The organism is Aestuariibaculum sp. YM273 (assembly GCF_030908365.1).
Classification (GTDB): Bacteria; Bacteroidota; Bacteroidia; order Flavobacteriales; family Flavobacteriaceae; genus Aestuariibaculum; species Aestuariibaculum marinum.
The window spans coordinates 2,357,675-2,374,838 of the sequence record NZ_CP133090.1 but is presented as its reverse complement, the minus strand read 5'-3'; the positions used below and the strand labels follow the sequence as shown (position 1 = coordinate 2,374,838).

At 36.3% G+C, this 17,164-nt stretch carries 16 protein-coding genes and 1 tRNA gene; 15 read left to right on the top strand and 2 right to left on the bottom strand.

Annotated elements, in window-relative coordinates; translation table 11 throughout:
* Nucleotides 1-29 precede the first annotated feature (29 nt).
* Nucleotides 30-1,058, top strand: coding sequence for a LacI family DNA-binding transcriptional regulator (locus RBH94_RS10175; protein ID WP_307880799.1), 1,029 nt, complete (start codon nt 30-32; stop codon nt 1,056-1,058).
* Between the two features lie 67 nt (nt 1,059-1,125).
* Here the strand turns inward: RBH94_RS10175 and RBH94_RS10170 are convergent, their stop codons facing one another.
* A complete protein-coding gene (locus RBH94_RS10170) occupies nt 1,126-1,473 on the bottom strand; it encodes a cupin domain-containing protein (protein ID WP_307880798.1) in 348 nt (115 codons plus the stop codon).
* A gap of 180 nt (nt 1,474-1,653) precedes the next feature.
* Here RBH94_RS10170 and RBH94_RS10165 point away from each other — a divergent pair, with 180 nt between their 5' ends.
* On the top strand, nt 1,654-3,171 hold the full coding sequence (locus RBH94_RS10165) for a T9SS type A sorting domain-containing protein (protein ID WP_307880797.1): 1,518 nt from the start codon (nt 1,654-1,656) through the stop codon (nt 3,169-3,171).
* A gap of 117 nt (nt 3,172-3,288) precedes the next feature.
* Here RBH94_RS10165 and RBH94_RS10160 read toward each other — a convergent pair.
* Nucleotides 3,289-3,363: transfer RNA gene (locus RBH94_RS10160), tRNA-Pro, on the bottom strand.
* Between the two features lie 226 nt (nt 3,364-3,589).
* On the opposite strand from RBH94_RS10160, the gene RBH94_RS10155 reads away from it, so the two are divergent.
* The 13 genes from RBH94_RS10155 (at nt 3,590) to lepB (ending at nt 17,155) form a co-directional block, all read left to right on the top strand.
* Nucleotides 3,590-5,788 (top strand): TonB-dependent receptor domain-containing protein, encoded by a 2,199-nt coding sequence (locus RBH94_RS10155; protein WP_307883156.1) that lies wholly within the window; start codon nt 3,590-3,592, stop codon nt 5,786-5,788.
* Nucleotides 5,789-5,794: 6 nt separating this feature from the next.
* The gene (locus RBH94_RS10150) at nt 5,795-6,916 is read left to right on the top strand and encodes a PQQ-dependent sugar dehydrogenase (RefSeq protein ID WP_307880796.1); all 1,122 of its coding nucleotides are present in this window, start codon (nt 5,795-5,797) and stop codon (nt 6,914-6,916) included.
* A gap of 8 nt (nt 6,917-6,924) precedes the next feature.
* Nucleotides 6,925-7,323 carry a cytochrome c gene (locus RBH94_RS10145; protein ID WP_188224264.1) on the top strand — a complete coding sequence of 133 codons (399 nt, stop codon included), beginning with the start codon at nt 6,925-6,927 and terminating at the stop codon, nt 7,321-7,323.
* Nucleotides 7,324-7,390: 67 nt separating this feature from the next.
* Nucleotides 7,391-7,996 carry a uridine kinase gene (udk, locus tag RBH94_RS10140; protein ID WP_188224265.1) on the top strand — a complete coding sequence of 202 codons (606 nt, stop codon included), beginning with the start codon at nt 7,391-7,393 and terminating at the stop codon, nt 7,994-7,996.
* 2 nt (nt 7,997-7,998) lie between these two features.
* On the top strand, nt 7,999-8,322 hold the full coding sequence (locus tag RBH94_RS10135; protein ID WP_307880795.1) for a septum formation initiator family protein: 324 nt from the start codon (nt 7,999-8,001) through the stop codon (nt 8,320-8,322).
* Nucleotides 8,315-9,685, top strand: coding sequence for a methylmalonyl-CoA mutase subunit beta (locus RBH94_RS10130; RefSeq protein ID WP_307880794.1), 1,371 nt, complete (start codon nt 8,315-8,317; stop codon nt 9,683-9,685). Before RBH94_RS10135 ends, RBH94_RS10130 begins: the two co-directional genes overlap by 8 nt.
* A 1-nt stretch (nt 9,686) precedes the next feature.
* Entirely contained in the window at nt 9,687-10,277 is a 591-nt protein-coding gene (locus RBH94_RS10125; RefSeq protein WP_307880793.1) for a hypothetical protein, read from the top strand.
* A gap of 3 nt (nt 10,278-10,280) precedes the next feature.
* On the top strand, nt 10,281-12,401 hold the full coding sequence (gene scpA / locus RBH94_RS10120; protein ID WP_307880792.1) for a methylmalonyl-CoA mutase: 2,121 nt from the start codon (nt 10,281-10,283) through the stop codon (nt 12,399-12,401).
* Nucleotides 12,402-12,520: 119 nt separating this feature from the next.
* Nucleotides 12,521-13,285 carry a ParA family protein gene (locus RBH94_RS10115; protein WP_188224270.1) on the top strand — a complete coding sequence of 255 codons (765 nt, stop codon included), beginning with the start codon at nt 12,521-12,523 and terminating at the stop codon, nt 13,283-13,285.
* A 2-nt stretch (nt 13,286-13,287) separates the two neighbouring features.
* Nucleotides 13,288-14,196, top strand: coding sequence for a ParB/RepB/Spo0J family partition protein (locus tag RBH94_RS10110; protein WP_188224271.1), 909 nt, complete (start codon nt 13,288-13,290; stop codon nt 14,194-14,196).
* On the top strand, nt 14,186-14,800 hold the full coding sequence (locus RBH94_RS10105) for a DUF5683 domain-containing protein (protein ID WP_188224272.1): 615 nt from the start codon (nt 14,186-14,188) through the stop codon (nt 14,798-14,800). Before RBH94_RS10110 ends, RBH94_RS10105 begins: the two co-directional genes overlap by 11 nt.
* Nucleotides 14,801-14,802: 2 nt before the next feature.
* Nucleotides 14,803-15,507, top strand: a complete 705-nt coding sequence (gene dapB, locus RBH94_RS10100) for a 4-hydroxy-tetrahydrodipicolinate reductase (RefSeq protein ID WP_188224273.1) — start codon at nt 14,803-14,805, stop codon at nt 15,505-15,507.
* Between the two features lie 67 nt (nt 15,508-15,574).
* Nucleotides 15,575-17,155 (top strand): signal peptidase I, encoded by a 1,581-nt coding sequence (gene lepB, locus RBH94_RS10095; RefSeq protein WP_307880791.1) that lies wholly within the window; start codon nt 15,575-15,577, stop codon nt 17,153-17,155.
* Nucleotides 17,156-17,164: the final 9 nt, after the last annotated feature.

Genomic DNA, 17,164 nt, shown 5'->3' with positions numbered 1-17,164 from the left:
TTAAACGATTAAGCAAATATATAAAAAAATTGACCAACAAAAAAAAAACAACTATAAAAGACATTGCTAATGTTTTAAACATTTCACCGGCCGCAGTTTCTAAAGCTTTACACGACGATTCCCGCATTAGTGACAAAACCAAAGAAGCCGTTAAAGAGGTGGCTAAAAAACTAAACTACCAACCCAACCACCTGGCCAGTGCCCTTCGCCGTGGTAAAAGTAATCTGGTTGGTTTAATTGTACCGAGAACCAACAGCAACTTTTTTTCGTCAGTCATTCAAAATATTGAGGAGGTTTTAAACAAGAAAGGCTACAACATCATCATTACACAATCTAACGAATCTTTCAAAAAAGAATGTAGTAATATCGACACTTTGTTATTTACTCAGGTAGATGGTATTATCGCTTCTATGGCCAACGAAACTGTAGATTTAGATTATTACGAAAAAATAAAATCGAAAGGTATTCCGTTAATTTTATTCGACCGTGGTGAGAACGATTTAAATGTCGATTATATTGGAATTAATGACTACGATAGTAGCCATATGATTGTAGAGCATTTAGTTGAACAAGGCTGCAAACGCATAGCACATATAGGTGGCTACCGACATACCCGAATTTTCAATAACCGAGTTAAGGGCTACGTTGATGCCATTGATAAGTACAACTTACCTCTTGAAGACGAATTACTAATTGAAAGTAGTTTAACCATTGAAGATGGGAAAAAGCAAATGCAACAATTATTAGCCCTAGAAACTAGACCAGATGCTGTTTATGTAGCAGCCGACTACGCCGCTCTTGGTGCGCTACAAGCACTTGAGGAAGCACACGTTAGAGTTCCTGAAGACATCGCCTTGGTAGGCTTTGGTAATGAACCCTTTACTGCTCTAGTGGCGCCTTCAATTACAACGGTAAATCAGCATAGTGCCGAAATTGGAAAACAAGCAGCACTAACTTTTTTAGAACGCGTAAAAACACCTAACAAAAAGCAAACCCTGAATAAAGTCATTTTAGGTGCCGAGCTCATTGTTAGAGATTCATCAAATAAAAAGAAATAATACTATTGCAAATAAAAAAGGTTTCAAAATTTTTGAAACCTTTTTTATTCACTATACTGCTTTTATACTACTGCACAAAATCCTCACGAATAGGATTAAACACATCAATTAAAACACCAGCCTTTTTACAAACCGTACCATGCATGGTATTTGGTGGAATATAAAGTCCGTCACCTTCTTTCACTAATTTCACCTCATCTCCAACGGTGAATTCGAATTCCCCACTTGCTACATAGGTGACCTGCACATGTGGGTGTTTATGCATCGCTCCCACGCCTCCAGCCTCAAAACTTACATTCACCAGCATGATGTTGTCATCGTACCCCATTATTTTACGCTTTATTCCTCCTCCTAAGTCTTCCCACTCGATATCATCCCCTAATAAAAACACCTTACTCGCACCAAAATTTGCCATAATATTATAACTTTTATTCTTTATTTAAATTAATCTCATTTTAACAAAGATAACATTACAAAATAATTCCCTTTTTGAACAAATTTTATTTTTTTTCATAAAAAAGCAAGGGTAGTTAAATTTTACTGAGTAATACTTATATAAAACTTAATAAATCTAATTATCTAAACATTTTAATTTATGAAAAGAAAACTATTTTCTTGCTTAGCATTTGCGTTTGGGTTGGCTGCAACCGCCCAAAGTTCTTTATTATTTAACATCAATAAGTCTGGAGATTCAAACCCAGATCAGATGTTTTTATTTGATGGTAAAATTTACTTTCAGGCCGATACCGGCGATGCAACTAGCGACTATGCTGGAGGTAATGATATAGGTGACGAACTATGGGTTTTAGACCCAAGCGACCCTAACAACCCATCTCTAAGTTATATTGATATTGTTAGTGGCAGCGACAATTCTTCTCCAGAATATTTCTTCACACTAAACAACCAATTATATTTCAACCAGAGTGTTACAAATGTACCGCATGTTTTAAATGGTACTGGAGATGGTGCCGACCCTGTTTCTGGGTTAGTAGATGCTAGTGTAGGCGATTTAGATGATATGGTAGAATTAAACGGTGTATTATATTTTATAAACAATGCTTCTAACAAAGAATTATGGCAATGGGATGGTACAACTAACCTAGCCACCCGTGTACCAAGAGCAAATACAAACCAGGTAGAAAGCTTAGATTCATTTAATAGCCGTACTTCTTACTCAACACAATACATTAACGTACAAGCCCATAACGATAAAATTTACTTTACCGGTAACGTTTCTGAAAGCGGAACAGATAGTTATGGCGTTGAATTATACGAGTACGACCCGGCAACCGATTTATTTACAAGATTAACAGATTTACCAGGAGATGCAACCGATGAGACCTCTGAAGAATCAAGAATTTATAATATTGTTTTTTATGACAACCAAATTTATTTCGCTCGTAGAGACACAACGGCCCCAGGACAATTTCCAGTATATCTCCTTTACAGAACTAACGGCACTACAACGGAAGAAGTAACATCAGCAAGCAATGAATCGACTTATATACGTCCATTTTGTGTTTGGAAAAATGAGCTTTATTTAGGAGGTGAAGATAGTAACGGGTTTTTCCAACTATACAAGTACAACGCAAGTAATAATACAACTACACAAATTAGCACAAATACAACCAAAGACCACAATCCTTATCGATTTGTAACGCCAGATGATAATGACGACTATCTTTATTATAATGGTGAAACAGACTCTAGTAGCAGTGACAATCTACACAGAACAAACGGTACTACTACAGAAGTATTAGATGAAAACGTACACCTTTCATGGCCAGCTATAAAAGTTGGAGATATCCTTTATTTTGAAGGTGACAATGGTAGTGGAGATGAAATTTACAAATTAGATTTAAACACACTATCGGTATCAGATGTAAAACTTAAAGGTATAACAGGTGTTTACCCTAACCCGGCAAAAGACTTTATTATGGTAGACAAAACCTTAGTTGATGCCGCTTACAGCATTTACGACATTACAGGTAAAGTGGTTAAACAAGGAGTACTTAAGTCTCAAAGATTAGACTTTAACTTAAATACTGGTTTATACATTTTTAAAGCACAAACCGATTTAGGTTTCTTTGCTCAAAAAATTATCGTTAAATAATTTTACCTAAACCATACTAAAAATCCCGTTCAAGTTTTGAACGGGATTTTTTTATTTTAAATATCAATATCAAAAATAAAAAAGCCAAAATATCATTCGATATTTTGGCTTTTTTTGTCGGGGTGGCAGGATTCGAACCTGCGACCTCCTGCTCCCAAAGCAGGCGCGATAACCGGGCTACGCTACACCCCGAGTATAATGGTTATCTCATTACGGGGTGCAAATATACTTCTTTATATTAAATACACAACCCTTTTTTCTAAAATTTTATACCATTTCTAAGTTCATTTTTTAATTAACTTAGCCCAGCATCAACTAACTCTCTTTAAACTTGAACTTTACCACATATATTTTCACTTTTCCTATCATCATATTTTTTAATTCTAAAGGTTTATGTCAATCAAAAATCACGGGGAAAGTGGTTGATTTGGACACAAACAGCCCGCTGTCTCAAGTATCAATCATTCTTGAAAACAAACATGACACGGTTTATTCCAACAATCAAGGCCTGTTTAAAATAAAAACCTTCGGTTCTTTTGAGTTTTACAAATCAGGGTATTTTCATAAAACAGTAATTATTCAAGAAGACCATCCAATTATTCAATTACAAATCAACCCTTCTGAATTGCATGAAGTGGTAGTAAATGCAAACCAAATTGCAAAACCTTTAAATTCGTCTTACACCTCTTATAACATTATATCGACTAAAGACCTACAAAAAAACAACACAACCGACCTAGCTCCTGCATTAAATAAAGTTCCGGGGGTCTTTATGCAAAATGGAACATTAAACACAAACCGAATCACCATTAGAGGTATTGGTTCCAGAAATTTATACGGCACCAGTAAAATAAGGGCCTATTTTAAAGACATCCCCCTAACCTCAGGAAATGGTGAAACCACTATCGAAGATTTTGAGTTAACCGCTCTATCAAGAATTGAAATTATAAAAGGATCAGGGTCGTCTATTCATGGTGCCGGTTTAGGTGGCACTATCAATTTAATTCCTAAAACTGCAAGTTATAACCAAACTAACCTACAAAACACAACTACTTTCGGCTCTTTTGGTCTGTTTAAAGACGTTTTAAGTTTTGGCTCAGGATTAAAAAATTCGAGTATCAATACCGTTTTCAGTCACACCCAAAGTGACGGCTACAGAACCAATAATTCATACAACAGAAAAACTATTACCCTAAACTCTAATCATTATATTAATGAACGGAATGAAATTTCTATTCTAGGGAGTTTTATCGATTTAAAAGGCTATATCCCTAGCTCTATTAATGAAAACACCTTCTTAAACAGTCCTGAATCGGCAGCGTATACCTGGGAACAAGCTAAAGGCTTTGAAGACACCAAACGCAGTCTTCTAGGCATATCTTGGCATCATCAATACAACAATACTCTTTCACAAAAAACAAGTGTGTTTACCTCATTTAAAAACAGCTACGAACCGAGGCCTTTTAACATCCTGTCTGAAAAACTATCGGCTTTAGGAATTCGAAGTAGAATTTTAGGTGAGACCACTAAGTTTAAATGGACTATCGGCGCTGAATTTTTTAATGATTTCTATAAGTGGAAAACTTTCAAAAACCTCTATCAGGATTACCCTTCAGGCACAGGAAGTATTCAAGGCGATTTACTTTCAAACAATAAAGAAACCCGTTATTACTTCAATATATTTTTAGAAACCAATTATAGTATTAATGAGAAAACAATAGTCTCTTTTGGGTTGAATTTTAATAAAACATCCTATACACTCAATGATAATTTCAATAACGACACAAATCCAGATCAGTCTGGTTCCTATTCCTTTAAAAACATCCTCTCTCCTACGTTTGGCTTAACGCATAGCATTTCAGAAAACATCAATCTTTATTCTAATATCAGTCACGGATTTTCACCACCAACAACTACCGAAACTCTACTACCTGATGGATTAATCAATCCTAATATCAAACCCGAAACAGGCTGGAATTTTGAAATCGGGTCGCGGTCAACATTTTTTAACAACCGGCTATTATGCTATGTATCTGCTTACAGATTAAATATTTCAGATTTATTGGTTGCTAAGCGTACTGGGAATGATGAATACATAGGCCTTAATGCAGGTAAAACCCAGCATGATGGTATTGAATTGAGTGGAACTTTTAAATGGTTTAAAAACAAAACCTATCAATTAAATACGAATTTAACCTACTCGCTCAATCATTATAAATTTAAGGATTATGTAGATGGTGAGAACAATTATTCCGGTAACGATTTAACCGGTGTCCCCAACCACGTTTTTAATTTAGAATTGGATTTCAAAACCCCTCTAGGTTTCTATGGCAACTTATTGTTTCAAAACATTGGTAGCATACCTATCACCGATAGTAACGACTTATATACAGATTCTTACAACCTGACTAATTTTAAAATTGGATGGCTAAAAAAACTTAATAAAAAACTAAATATCAATGTTTTTTTAGGTTTAAATAATATCTTTGATACAGCCTATGCCTCTCAAATTCTTATCAATGCGACAGGTTTTAATGGCGCTCAACCCAGATATTATTACCCTGGAACCCCAGTAAATTACTATTCAGGTATTAATATCTCATACAACATAAACTAACAAGCTATGAAACGAATTTACTCCCTATTAACCCTATTAATAGTTTATAGTTCTTGCGCACAGCAGGCCGAATCTGAAATTAAAGCTGAATCACCTGAAAACATTGAATATGAAACCGAACTTGTTGTTCCCGATTTAAATATTGCATGGGGAATGGCCTTTCTTCCTGATGGAAGCATGCTTATAACTGAAAAATCTGGAGAACTTATTCACTTTAAAGACGGAACTAAAACTACAATTAATGGCTTACCTGAAATTTATGTACGCGGTCAAGGTGGCTTTATGGATATCAAGTTACATCCTGATTACAAAACTAATGGTTGGATTTATTTCTCGTATGCTTCTCCCGAAGGTGAAGGCGAAGGTGGCAATACGGCTATTATGAGAGCGAAATTAAGCGGAACATCACTAACAAATCAACAACAATTATACAAAGCAACCCCTAACACCACAAAAGGACAACATTTTGGTTCAAGGATTGAATTTGATAATCAAGGCTACCTGTTTTTCTCCATTGGCGAACGTGGTCAGCGCGATGTTAACCCACAAGATATTACTAGAGACTGTGGTAAAATTTATAGGTTAAATGCTGATGGAACTATACCTTCAGACAATCCATTTGTAAATAACCCAAATGCGAAAACCGCCATTTATAGTTACGGACACAGAAATCCACAAGGCATGACTAAACACACGGAAACCGGAGCAATCTGGACTCACGAACATGGCCCTCAGGGTGGTGACGAAATCAATATCATTGAAAAAGGAAAAAACTATGGCTGGCCTGTAATTTCCTACGGAATCAATTATAGCGGCACAAGCTTTACTGATATTACCGAAAAAGAAGGCATGGAACAACCGCTTTTTTATTGGGTACCTTCGATAGCGCCAAGCGGAATGACTTTTGTCTATTCAGATAAATACCCTAACTGGAAAGGAAACTTACTGGTTGGTTCTTTAAAATTTCAATATTTAGAACGACTCATTCTTGAAAATAACAAAGTAATAAAGCGCGAAAAACTTTTTGAATCAATTGGTCGTGTTAGAGATGTTCGACAAGCGCCAGATGGCTACATTTATCTTAGCGTTGAAGGCAAAGGCATATTTAAAATTGTTCCCAAAAACTAAAATATCCTATGAAATTTATCTTATTAAGCTTAATTATTACAGCTTCATCAATCACCTATAATTTAAAACAAACCCCTTTAGAAGAAAGCATAAAACGTGGCAGTGAAATTTATACAGACTTTTGCATGAACTGCCACTTACCAAACGGCGAAGGAGTAAAAAATGTGTATCCGCCCTTGGCCAAATCAGACTTTCTAGCCAAAAATCAAGAAGCCAGTATAAGAGCAGTTAAGTATGGTGTAAATGGAGAATTAAAAGTGAACGGTATGACCTATAAAAATGTAATGGCTCCCTTGGGATTATCGGATTCTGAAGTTGCCGATGTTATGAATTACATTAACAACTCCTGGGGAAACAAGAATAAAAAAATGATTACCAAGGAAGTAGTAGAGAAAATCAAAAAATAAACGCATTCTCGGTTAAATGTTTTACATTTATTTAAATTTGTAACAGGCTAATCAAATAAAATTACACATGCTTATTATAGGAATTGCAGGCGGTACGGGCTGTGGTAAAACCACCGTAGTAAACCAAATACTTAACGAGCTTCCGGAGGGTGAAATAGGTGTAATTTCGCAGGATTCGTATTATCAGGATACGTCACATTTAAGTTATGATGAGCGCGTTAAAATTAATTTCGACCACCCGCGCTCCATAGATTTCGAACTCCTGGAAAGTCACCTAAAAGAGCTGAAAGAAGACAAACCTATACACCAACCCGTATACTCGTTTGTTAAACATAACCGAACTGGAGATACGATTTTAACACACCCAAGAAAGGTTATGATTGTTGAAGGTATTTTAATTTTAACCAGTCCCGAAATCAGAAATATGTGTGACATTAAAATATTTGTGCATGCCGATTCCGATGAACGTTTAATTCGTCGTTTGAAACGTGATATTTCAGAGCGTGGTCGTGATTTAGATGAAGTTTTAGGCCGGTACCAGACCACGTTAAAACCCATGCACGACCAATTTATTGAACCCATGAAAGAATTTGCAGATATTATCATCCCTAACAATAAATACAACACTGTTGCGGTAGATATTGTGCGAACTATTATTAACAACCGACTTTAAGTATGGCGTTTTTTAAACATAAAATATTCAAACCCTTTAAAAACATATTCGTACTTATTATCACCCTTTTTGTTGTATGGATGCTATTTTTCGATGCTAACTCCTGGCTTATTCACAACGAATTAAATTCAGACATTCATGACTTGGAAGCCGAAAAGGAATACTATCAAAAGGAAATTGAAAAAGATAAAAAAGCATTAAAAAAACTAAGCACCGAAGAAGGTCTTGAAAAATTTGCCCGCGAAGAGTATTATATGAAACGTGACAGCGAAGAAATTTTCATTATCGAATACGAAGACAGTTTAAAAACACAAAACAATGACTAACGGACTATTTAGCGAATTTGATGATGTTTCTACCAAACAGTGGAAACAAAAAATTCAGTTCGAGCTAAATGGCGCGGATTACCAAACCCTTGTATGGCATTCTAATGATGATATTTCGGTAAAACCCTTTTACAATGCCGATGATTTAAAAGATCTCCCTTATTCACCAAATACAAATGCTACCAAATGGCGTATTTGTGACACTGTTTTTGTTAATGATGCTGAGATAGCTAATACAAAAGCCATCGAATCGATTAATCAGGGTGCAGAAAGCATTAAGTTTATCATTCCTAAACATGATATTTCTATTGAAACCTTATTAAAAAATATAGATTCGGAAACAAAAACTTTACACTTTGAATTACATTTTTTAAACCCAGAATTCACAAAACAGCTTTTTAAAACCGTTTCAAATAACCAACATTATATCCATACTGATATTATTGGCAAACTTACCAAAACCGGGAATTGGTTTAACAATATGAATTCAGACATCGAGAATTTTAAGTCAGTAGTTAACCAAACAAACACATTTAGTATTAATACTGGGCTTTATCAAAATGCCGGAGCAAATATGGTTCAGCAATTGGCTTATGCTTTAGCACATGCCAACGAATACCTAAATATATTGGATAACGAATGCTCATCTGAATCCAAACAACACACTAAAGTTCTCTTTAATGTTTCGGTAGGTAGTAATTATTTTTTCGAAATTGCTAAACTTAGAGCGCTAAGATTACTCTGGCAAACACTAGCTTCTGAATATCATCTCAATCCGGAATGTCATATTTTAGCAACACCTTCAAAACGCAACAAAACCGTTTACGATTACAACACCAATATTATACGTTCTACTACCGAAAGTATGAGTGCGATTCTTGGCGGCGCAAACACCATTTGTAATTTGCCATATGATGTTGTTTACCATAAAACCAATGATTTTAGCGAACGTATTGCCCGAAATCAACTCCTTATTTTAAAACACGAAAGTTATTTCGATAAAGTTAACAATCCGGCAGATGGTGCTTACTACATTGAATCTTTAACTAAACAGTTGGCCGAAAAAGCCCTGATTCTTTTTAAAGACATTGAAACCAATGGTGGCTTTTTAAAACAATTAAAAGCAGGCACTATTCAGCGAAAAATAAAGGAAAGCGCTCAAAAAGAGCAAGAACAATTCGACAAAAAAGAAGAGGTTTTAGTAGGAGCTAACAGTTACCAAAACCCCGACGATAAGATGAAACCTGAAATAGAATTGTACCCGTTCGTAAAAACCCATTTCCGAAAAACATTAATTGAACCGATTATAGAAAAACGATTATCTGAAACTATAGAACAACAACGCTTAAACAATGAAAATTAATATGAAATCAAATGTTATCCTTTTTGTATTTTTATTAGTCATCACTTTTTTTAGCTGTAAAAACGGCACCACTTTTACAGATTATAAGTATGCTGAGAATCCTGAAACTATAAATTGTCAAGGTTTAGATTCTAAGCTATATAAAGAAGCTTTATACGCCTTTGAAGCCGACATTGTTGCTTTTTACGGCAAAGACAAACCAAACACAACCCTAACACAGGCATATTATCAATTTTTGCGAGACACTAACGCAAAGCGTGTTAAGTATATAGAAATTGCTTCAGCACACACCTTAAAGGTTTTTGAGGCTTTAAAAAATGAAGCCGATTTATGGGATGCTGAAAACTCAAATAGCCATTTAAACTACAAGGGATCTTTAATGAACTGCGTAACTACCAATATCCATGACGAAAGTTTAAAAACAACATTAAACGCCCTGATCTCAACAAACAGCATGAGCCCGAAATTATTTGGCGCGCCCTTAATGTCTGGTTATCGAGGTATTTTATCAGATAAATATCTGGCAACTTATGTAGCTTTCGATTTGTTTTATGCGCACCTTTTCAATTTAAACAAGACGCCTCAGGCCTAATTCATGTCTAGAAAAAATCTTCAACATATCAGTATTAAATCAGAATACCAAAGCCTGAAATCCGAACCCCAAACGTTTGAGACCGCGGAGGGTATTTCTGTAAAATCAATCTATTCTGAACATGACATTGAAGATTTAGATTACCTTAATTTTGCTGCAGGCATTACCCCTAACCTACGTGGCCCCTACACCACCATGTATGTTAGAAAGCCGTGGACCATCAGACAATACGCTGGGTTTTCAACAGCCGAAGACAGTAATGCGTTTTACAAATGCAATTTGGCTGCCGGACAAAAAGGACTATCTGTTGCCTTCGATTTAGCCACACATCGTGGCTACGATTCCGATCACGATCGCGTGGTTGGCGACATAGGTAAAGCTGGAGTTGCGATAGATTCTGTAGAAGACATGAAACGTTTGTTCGATGAGATTCCCCTCGATAAAATGAGTGTTTCCATGACTATGAACGGCGCTGTGCTACCCATTATGGCATTTTATATTGTCGCAGCTGAAGAACAGGGGGTTCCTCAAAATAAACTCTCCGGAACCATTCAAAATGATATACTAAAAGAGTTTATGGTGCGTAACACCTACATTTACCCACCAAAACCCTCTATGAAAATCATTTCAGATATTTTTGAATATACTAGTAAGCACATGCCTAAATTCAATAGTATTAGTATTTCTGGGTATCATATTCAGGAAGCTGGCGGAACCGCAGATATTGAATTAGCCTACACCCTGGCCGACGGTCTGGAATACATAAAAACAGGTTTAGCAGCTGGCTTAAATATCGATGATTTTGCTCCTCGCTTATCCTTTTTTTGGGGTATTGGCATGAATCATTTTATGGAAATTGCAAAAATGCGAGCAGCCAGAATGCTTTGGGCGAAACTAATAAAACAATTCAACCCTAAAAATGAAAAGTCACTTAATTTAAGAACCCACTGCCAGACCAGTGGCTGGAGTTTAACCGAACAAGACCCGTTTAACAACATTGCCCGAACTACTATTGAGGCGACCGCCGCTGTTTTTGGAGGCACACAAAGTTTACACACCAATGCTTTAGATGAAGCCATTGCATTACCTACCGATTTTACAGCTCGTATTGCACGTAATACGCAACTCTTCCTTCAGAAAGAAACCAAAATCACAAAAACGGTTGATCCTTGGGCTGGGAGTTATTACGTTGAAAAACTTACGAACGACATCGCCGAAAAAGCCTGGAAATTAATACAGGAAATTGAAGATTTAGGAGGCATGACCAAAGCCCTTGAAGTCGGTATTCCAAAAATTAGAATTGAAGAAGCTGCAGCCAGAAAACAAGCACGAATAGATTCCAATCAGGATACGATTGTTGGTATTAACAAATACAAACTAAAAGAAGAAGCACCTATTAATACGCTTGAAGTAGACAACCAAACGGTTAGAAACGCTCAAATTGAACGTTTAAAGAAAATTAAAGCGAGTAGAAATACAGAAAAAGTAAATATAACCCTGTCAAATTTAAGCGAATGTGCCCGAACAGGACAAGGAAATTTATTAGCTTTAGCTATTGAAGCCGCTCGCGAGCGTGCTACCTTAGGTGAAATTAGTATGGCTTTGGAATCTGTTTTTGGCAGGCATAAAGCACAGATTAAATCATTTTCAGGCGTGTATAGTAAAGAAATTAAAAACGACGACACCTTTAAAAAAGCAAGAGAGCTTGCCGATGTTTTCGCAAAACAGGACGGCAGACGACCTCGTATCATGATTGCAAAAATGGGACAGGATGGTCACGACCGCGGCGCTAAAGTTGTTGCTACAGCTTATGCCGATTTAGGCTTCGATGTAGATGTTGCACCTTTGTTTCAAACTCCGCAAGAAGTAGCGAAACAAGCCGTTGAAAATGATGTACATATCCTGGGGGTTTCATCATTAGCTGCCGGACACAAAACTTTAGTCCCTCAGGTTATTGAAGAACTAAAACATTATGGCCGTGAGGATATTATGGTTATTGTGGGTGGTGTTATTCCAAAACAAGATTATCAATTTTTATTCGATACCGGTGTTGTAGCCGTTTTTGGTCCCGGCACAAAAATTAGCGAAGCTGCCATAAAAATTTTAGAGATTTTAATCGACTAACGGTTACTTTTAGTAACAAATTTCACCCGAAAAAATTATTAAAAGCCTCTGTTAACAAATTCCGTTTTTATTCCTAAATAATAGTTGTATTTTTACCCCTAATAAAACCAAATCAATTAATGGGTAAAATAATTGCAATTGCTAACCAAAAAGGAGGTGTTGGTAAGACAACAACATCTATCAACTTAGCGGCTTCTCTTGGAGTTTTAGAAAAAAAAGTATTACTTATTGATGCTGATCCTCAGGCAAATGCAACTTCTGGAATTGGAATGGATGTGGAAAGCGTAGAAGTGGGAACCTACCAACTTTTAGAACATTCGCATGCACCTAAAGAAGCCATTGTTAAAACCGACACGCCTAATCTGGACATTATTCCCGCGCACATCGACCTTGTTGCTATCGAAATAGAACTTGTTGATAAAGACCAGCGCGAATACATGTTAAAAAAAGCTTTGGTTGATATTAAGGATGATTATGATTATATCATTATTGACTGCGCACCGTCATTAGGTTTACTAACACTGAATGCGTTAACTGCGGCCGATGCTGTGATTATTCCTATTCAGTGTGAATATTTCGCCTTAGAAGGTTTAGGAAAGCTGTTGAATACGATAAAAAGTGTTCAAAAAATTCACAACAAAGAATTAGATATCGAAGGTTTATTACTAACCATGTACGATTCACGTTTAAGGCTATCTAATCAAGTGGTTGAGGAGGTTCAGAAGCACTTTAATGATATGGTTTTTCAAACCATTATCCAGCGGAATGTACGTTTAAGTGAAGCCCCAAGTTATGGCGAAAGCATAATTAATTACGATGCGGCTAGTAAAGGCGCAACAAATTACTTAAGTTTAGCTAAAGAAATTATTAATAAAAATGCATAAATATGGCTAAGGCAACAAAAAAACAAGCTTTAGGAAGAGGATTATCGGCACTCTTAAAAGATCCTGAAAACGATATTCAATCGGTACAGGATAAAGATGCTGATAAAGTGATAGGAAATATTGTTGAATTAGACATCGATTTTATAGAGGTTAACCCCTTTCAACCACGTACCAACTTTAGTGAAGAATCGTTACGCGAATTAGCATCTTCGGTAAAAGAATTAGGTATAATTCAACCTATTACGGTTAGAAAATTAGGGTTTAACCAATACCAGCTAGTTTCTGGTGAGCGTCGTTACAGAGCGTCGAAACTTATCGGGTTAGAAACCATTCCGGCCTACATTAGAATTGCCAACGATCAGGAATCTTTAGAAATGGCGCTTGTTGAAAATATTCAACGTCAGGATTTAGACCCTATCGAAATAGCTCTATCGTACCAACGTTTAATTGACGAAATCAACCTGACTCAGGAGCAAATGAGTGAACGTGTTGGTAAAAAGCGATCTACCATCGCCAATTACCTACGTCTTTTAAAACTAGATCCGATTATCCAAACCGGCATGCGCGACGGTTTTATCTCTATGGGACACGGTCGTGCTTTAATTACCATTGAAGATACAAGTGCCCAGTTGGATATTTACGAAAAAATACTATCTAATCAGCTTTCGGTTAGAAATACCGAGGAATTGGTTAGAAATTACGGAGAAACCAAAACGGTGCAACCGACTCCAAAAAAACAAACTGAAACTGTACCTACCTTCATAAAAGATGGCATTGGCGCTTTTTCTGAATACTTTGGTCATAAAATTGACGTTAAAGTATCTAAAAACGGTAAAGGTAAAATTACCATTCCGTTTCATTCAGAAGAAGATTTCAATCGTATAACAAAATTAGTAAAGGGTGCCAAATAAACTTTTTATAACAAGCGCATTAGCGTTTTTGTTTAGTTTGTGTGTATCAGCGCAGGAAAAAGACAACAAAAAACCCGAGCTTCCAAAAGAAGTGGTTGTTGATACGCTAGTGCAATTGCCTCAGGAATTCAATCCCCTATCGCCTGCAAAAGCTGCGTTTTATTCAGCTGTTCTGCCGGGTTTAGGACAAGCCTACAACAAGAGGTACTGGAAAATTCCTTTAGTCTACATTGGTTTAGGTACCGGCGTGTATTTTTATATTAACAATAACAAAGAATACAACCGTTATCGGGATGCTTATAAAAGCCGATTGGCCGGATTAGAAAATGATGAATTCTATTTTGATTCTGAAGGCAACAAACTAGATACACCTCGCGTAACCACAGAAGGTTTAGAACGCGGACAAAAATTCTATAGAAAAAATAAAGAAATTTCACTTTTAGTGACACTGGGCATTTATGCCTTAAATATTATTGATGCTAATGTTGATGCGCATTTAATGCAGTATAACATTGATGAAAATTTATCATTAGCACCACATTACAGATTTAACGAGATGGATGCAACAAGCAATCTCGGCCTAACATTTAATTTTAAATTTTGATTATGAAAATAGCTTTACTTGGTTACGGAAAAATGGGGAAAACCATTGAGCAAATTGCTATTAAACGCGGACATGAAATTGTTTTAAAAGTAGACAAGAATGATGATGCTTACGATATAACTCAAGCTGATGTTGCTATAGATTTTAGTATCCCAACGGTGGCTTTTAATAATATTACGAACTGTTTAAACAACGGTGTGCCAGTAATTTCAGGAACTACGGGATGGTTACAGGATTACGATAAGGCTGTGGAGTTATGTAAAGAAAAAGAAGGTGGATTTATCTATGCTTCAAACTTCAGTTTAGGTGTTAACATCTTTTTTGAGCTAAACAAAACCTTAGCCAAAATGATGAATACCCTTAAGCAGTATAATGTAACTATGGAAGAAATTCATCATACACAAAAGTTAGATGCGCCAAGTGGTACCGCCATTACGTTAGCCGAAGGTATTATTGAAAACCACAGTGGTTACGATAATTGGAAATTAGATGAAGCTGCTGAAAAAAGTCTTCCTATCGTTGCTAAACGTATTGAAGATGTTCCAGGTACGCATACTGTTAATTATGAAAGTGAAGTCGACACAATTACTATCGAACATACAGCACACAACCGTCAAGGCTTTGCTTTAGGTGCTGTTATTGCTGCCGAGTGGATTATTGGTAAAAAAGGCGTTTTCAACATGAATGATGTGTTAAATATTGGTTAATACCAGCATTTAACGTAACAATAGATGTAAGTTTAAACACTAACGACGTAAACAAAACAACATAGGTATGGCATTAATGCAATGGTTTATTTTCATCTTGATTATTCAGGTGATTCACGGTTTAGGAACTTGGAAACTTTATATTAAAGCAGGACGACAAGCCTGGGAAGCTTTTATTCCGGTTTATAACGCCGTGACTTTAATGAAAATAATAAACCGCCCTTGGTGGTGGACCATCTTATTATTTTTACCTATTGTTAACTTGATTATGTTTCCGGTAATCTGGGTGGAAACTGCCAGAAGTTTTGGAAAAAATTCAACTATAGACACGCTTTTAGCTGTTATTTCTTTAGGGTTTTATAACTATTACCTTAACTACGCTACCGAAGTTGAATACATAGAAGACCGAAGCTTAAAACCTAGAACCGATGTTGGGGATTGGGTAAGCTCTATTCTGTTTGCCATTGTGGCTGCCACTATTGTTCATACGTATTTTATTCAGCCATTTACTATTCCGTCGTCATCTTTAGAAAAGTCATTACTGGTTGGTGACTTCTTATTTGTGAGTAAGTTTCATTATGGAGCGCGTATCCCTATGACAACCGTTGCAGCGCCAATGGTACATGATACAATTCCTGGGCTTAAAAAGAAATCATACTTATTTGATGACCATTACGAGGATAGAAAAACCTCGTGGGAAAACAAATTACAATTACCGTATTTGCGTATTCCTGGTTTCGAGGATATTGAACGAAATGATATTGTGGTATTTAATCAACCAGCAGATACCCTGCTGGACATGAATGACTTTCATCCCGACAGAAACTATTACAAGCCTATTGATAAGAAAACCAATTTAGTAAAGCGTTGTGTTGGTATTGCTGGCGATACCTTAGAAATTCGTGATGGGTATGTGTTTATTAATGGGATGCAAAACCAATTACCTGACCGTGCGCATTTACAGTTTAGTTATTTGGTACAACCTAAAAGCACACAATTTAATCCTGCAGTTTTAAAACAACGCTACGATATTACCGATGGTTTTGGTATTATGAATAGCCAGAATACGTATTACTTCTCTGCAATTTCGGATGAAGCTTTAGCTCAATTCAAAAACAACCCGAATGTTCTTAGTATTACCCCTAACAAAAAAGCTAAAGGCGAACGCGATGCTTCTATATTCCCTCACGACCCGAATTATAACTGGAATGTCGATAATTTTGGTCCGGTAGTCATTCCTGAAAAAGGAAAAAGTATCGCTTTAAATATTGAAAATTTACCACTTTACAAACGTGCTATTAGCGAATACGAAAGTAATGACGTTGCGGTTAAAGGCAATCAGATTTTAATTAATGGTGAAGCTGCCACATCATATACTTTCAAACAAAACTACTATTGGATGATGGGAGATAACCGCCATAACTCAATCGATTCACGCTTCTGGGGCTTTGTGCCTTTCGATCACGTGGTTGGTAAGCCTGTATTTATCTGGATGAGCTGGGATGGAAAATCACCACGTTGGGACCGTTTCTTTACTACGGTTAGTGGTGAAGGTAAAGCGACGTCGTTCTTAATACCATTCCTGATTTTATTAGTTGCTTACTATATTTTCAGTAAATGGAGAGCGCGTAAAAAGGCAAATGCTTAATTAGTATTT